This window comes from Candidatus Cloacimonadota bacterium, assembly GCA_020532085.1.
Lineage (GTDB): Bacteria > Cloacimonadota > Cloacimonadia > Cloacimonadales > Cloacimonadaceae > Syntrophosphaera.
On the sequence record JAJBAV010000080.1, the window covers coordinates 1 to 3,656 of the forward strand.

The 3,656-nt window shown below is 55.4% G+C and carries 4 protein-coding genes; 1 reads left to right on the top strand and 3 read right to left on the bottom strand.

What is annotated here, in order from left to right:
• Window positions 1–682: phage head morphogenesis protein (locus LHW45_11120; GenBank protein MCB5286119.1), on the top strand; the 682-nt coding region annotated here is incomplete at its 5' end.
• A gap of 3 nt (window positions 683–685) precedes the next feature.
• Here LHW45_11120 and LHW45_11125 read toward each other — a convergent pair.
• The 3 genes from LHW45_11125 to LHW45_11135 form a co-directional block, all read right to left on the bottom strand.
• The gene (locus LHW45_11125) at window positions 686–1,426 is read right to left on the bottom strand and encodes a PaeR7I family type II restriction endonuclease (GenBank protein ID MCB5286120.1); all 741 of its coding nucleotides are present in this window, start codon (window positions 1,424–1,426) and stop codon (window positions 686–688) included.
• Between the two features lie 2 nt (window positions 1,427–1,428).
• Complete coding sequence (locus LHW45_11130) at window positions 1,429–3,168, bottom strand: Eco57I restriction-modification methylase domain-containing protein (GenBank protein ID MCB5286121.1); 1,740 nt, start codon at window positions 3,166–3,168, stop codon at window positions 1,429–1,431.
• Between the two features lie 21 nt (window positions 3,169–3,189).
• A partial coding sequence (locus LHW45_11135) for a helix-turn-helix domain-containing protein (GenBank protein MCB5286122.1) occupies window positions 3,190–3,656 on the bottom strand: 467 nt, incomplete at its 5' end.

Here is a 3,656-nt window from a genome sequence, read left to right on the forward strand (position 1 = left end):
CCAGGCATCGCAGGGGGACGCCTGCATTCTCCCGCCCCATGTGCTGGAAGGCATGGCCGACGCCCAGGCCAAGGAGAACGCCAAGCTCAAGAGCGCCTTTGAAAACGGCGACATCGCCGACCTCGGCTCGCTGACGGTCAAACAGCTCCAGACCTTGGCGAAACAGAACGGCGTGGCCATTGCCCGGACCAAGGCCGATTTCATCAAGCTGCTCGATTTAGCCGAACCGGGGATCGATCACGGCGACCTGGCCGGAGCGGCGCTCAGCGCCAAGCTCAAGGAACACAAGATCGGTCTGCTGCGGACCAAGGAAGAACTGGTCGAGCTGCTGGGACTGAAGCAGGCGGAACTCAAACAGGCCAAGCTGCTCGCCGCCCAGATGGCGAAGATCCCTCCCGCCGAGGGGCTGGAGGGCATGACCGCCCAGCAGCTCAAGGAGATGGCGAAGGAAAACGGCATCTCCCTCAACATGACCAAGCAGGAGACCATCGAGCTGCTGGACAAGCTGGAGCCCGGCGTGGACCACAGCGGCCTGATGGGCAAGGAACTCGCGGCGGCCAAACAGAAGCACGGCATCGGCATCCTCAAGAACAAGCAGCAGCTCGTCGAGGCGTTGATCCGGCTGGCGACCGAGGAAACGTTGAGGAAGTGGATTCTCCGGCAGGTGAAGGCAGGTTCCTGATAACTACTCAAGTCTTGCCGCTTCGCCTGCGATGTGCCCGGCAAGAGAGGAGACGAAGGTCTTGAGACTGGTCATTGATGACAACGAGGAAAAATCACCGCTGTCAGCGGCTGTTCGCGGAGAGGCGATTACCGAAGCGGTTGTGTAGAGCTGTTCCTGAGTCAACTTCTGGCACAGCAAATCGTACCGCTGGAGATAGGATGCGCCCTTGAATTCCTCGAACACGGGAAAATGAGGCGAGTTGTCCTTGACCGGAGACCGGGATTCGGGCGCGTCCTCAACCAGCATCAGCCAGCCTACAAATGGGCGGGGCTGTTTGCCGAATGCCCCTTCTCGGTATGCTGTCCATAAATCATGGGCTGTGCCGATGGACTCTTCCGTCCGGTTGTTGAAGTTGTTGCCGAAGGAAGGTCCGACCTGGCTTTTCAGTTCGATAGCCGCGATCAGTTCACCCTTGTGGATGACCAGCAGATCCCAGAGTTTGGTTGGCCGAAAGAAACCGGGCAGCGTCAGGACGGCGCGTTTCTGATGGATGTCGGCATGGGCGAGTCCATTGGATCGAATGATATCGAGTATCAAAGCAATGAACCCATCCATATTTTTGCCAGCGGTCACGCCTGCGCGTTCGCCCTGGTCGGCCTTGCCCGATTCAATTTGCTTCTGCCTGGCGGCTTCCCGGTTTCCCCAAAACGCCTGCACAGCTTCATGAGCCTTGCGCTCGTAATCCACAAGATCAATTGCCATTGTTATTCTCCATTGCCGCCAAGAGCGGATCGTTCTTCTTGGTTCAGTTTGTAAAGTTTGAAAACCGCTCTGTTACAGGCGTCAAGATCGCGGAAGGTCGCGGCATGGATCAATTCCCTCCGGAGATTCTCGGATACGTCCTGCCAGAATGGGATACGGATGCGCCGCAGGTACTGAGCCTGAAAGCGAAAGTAGCCTCCGCGCATTTTCGTCGAGTAGGTTGCCACAAAGAGCTTGGCGATGCTGGAGAGCAACACCGCCTGCAATGCCCGCAAATCCCAGGTATCCGAGATTACATAGTAAAGATTGTGGTGCGGATAGAGTTTGCCGGGCTCAAAAACGATATGAGCCTCGCCTTTGATATCCGGTATCAGCAACTTTGGTTTACTGGTGAGCTCCGGCCATATCCGGTCAATCGTCCGATACCAATTTGACGGTGCTTTCTGGGCACAGTGGCGCTTTGCAATGACCGCCTTGCGCTCTTCAAGGTAGCTGCCCAATTTGGGATAATCCCGCAAATCGACAAGGCCGCCGTCATCTGCGAACGGATTGATAACTCCTTGACCTTGCCAGACGACTTCACCGGATTGAATGTCACGGGTCGCCACAAGAGGAAGTTTTCGGTCGGGCTCGACGTCAAGAGATTCGAAATCCCCGATGAACGCCTTATCAGCGCCAGTGGCCACACCAATTCCGACCTTACAGCCAGCATGTTCTAGTGCGGGAAAGTGGCTTTCGATACGTCGAATCAGCGACATTTGATCCGATGATTCCAAAAGCCAAGGTTCCGAACCACTTGCCACTCCAACCATTTCCCGGACAGATGAGTCTTTGGACAGGGCTTCAGACCTGATTTCTGCGGCAACAGCAGATAACGCCTTTTTCTCAATCTTGGGCCTGTGGGCAATCCGGGTTGCGCCTGCTTTCGTCTTCTCAATGACGGTGATCGCGGGATAGGCACTGACTTCGGAATGAAAGGCGTTGGTATCCACCATATCGACATAGGCTTTGAGATGGAAACCTCTTGCTATGAACTCCCGCAATGGACCGCCATAGCGGTTTTTCATCCAGCGGTCGGCGCAGATAAAACCAAGAGTTCCGCCTTTGTCGAGAAGTGACAGCGAATGTTCGATGAAGGGAATGTAGAGGTCGGCGCGGTCATACATCGTCTGATAGCGGCGACGGTATTCAGACAACAACGGCGCTGGAATCAGCTCTTGCCGGACATATGGCGGATTACCGACAACGAAATCAAAGCGGGCGCTTTGCCGCTCAAGAAGGAAGTCCCCCTGAATCAGCCATTGGTCGGCGAGCTCTGAAGCCACGGATGCCGAAATCCCCTCCTTGATAAGGCGGTTGACGACAATCTTGCGTGTTGAGACAAAGGTTTCCCTGTGCAGCTCCACGCCACGAATGGCTTCTCCCAATTCAACGCCAGCGGAAGAAACATTCCCGCCATTTTCCCGCCACGCAGAAAGGAGTCGTTCAATAATCGGAAGAAGGAAATCGCCTTCGCCAAAAGAGGGCTCCAGAATGCGAAGGTGGTGCAATGGCTCATCGGCGACGTAGCCAACCAGGTCGAGAATAAAATCAACGACCTCGATGCGCGTAAAGATTGCCCCTCGCGCCTCGATGCCACTGTTTGAAGCCAGTGTTTCAATCGCGTTCGTGACCGCCGCAGGTCTCGGAAAGGCCGGAACATCAAGTAGGTCGAATAATGTTGGCTGTATCAGGCTCGGCATGGGAATCCCTCTTTATTGTGGCTATCCATTGTTGGCCGATGCCTTTTGCGGTGCCGTCTGTCGAAGGCTTTTCATCCAGTCGTCAACCTCGTCCCGATCAAACCGCCACTGGGTTCCGATCTTGGAACCGGGCAGCTCGCCTTTCTGCGCCATCTGATAGAGCTTGCTGCGGCTCATCTTCAGATAGCCGGAAAGCTCTTCGATAGTCAGCCATTTGTCTTGTGGTTCCATGTCAGTCACCGCTTCTTTGGATTCCGTAATAAAACATGATAACACAAGATAACGAATAGCAGACCGACTTTCAAGCCAAATCTCGGCGACTTCCAGGAAATTCCCGGCCGGACTCCGCCCGCTGAAATCCACCGTCACCCTCCGACACATCGCCGACGCTTCCGGTAAGTAACCGCTGAACGCTCCCCGCAGGTCGCGGAGAGCACAGCAAACTGACCGGAGACGTTGATGGAACTGTTCGCCACAGACCTGGAAAG

Excerpts from the sequence above, each read along its gene's own strand:
- LHW45_11130 (MCB5286121.1), bottom strand. The coding sequence starts at position 3,168 with ATGCCGAGCCTGATACAGCCAACATTATTCGACCTACTTGATGTTCCG.
- LHW45_11125 (MCB5286120.1), bottom strand. The coding sequence starts at position 1,426 with ATGGCAATTGATCTTGTGGATTACGAGCGCAAGGCTCATGAAGCTGTG.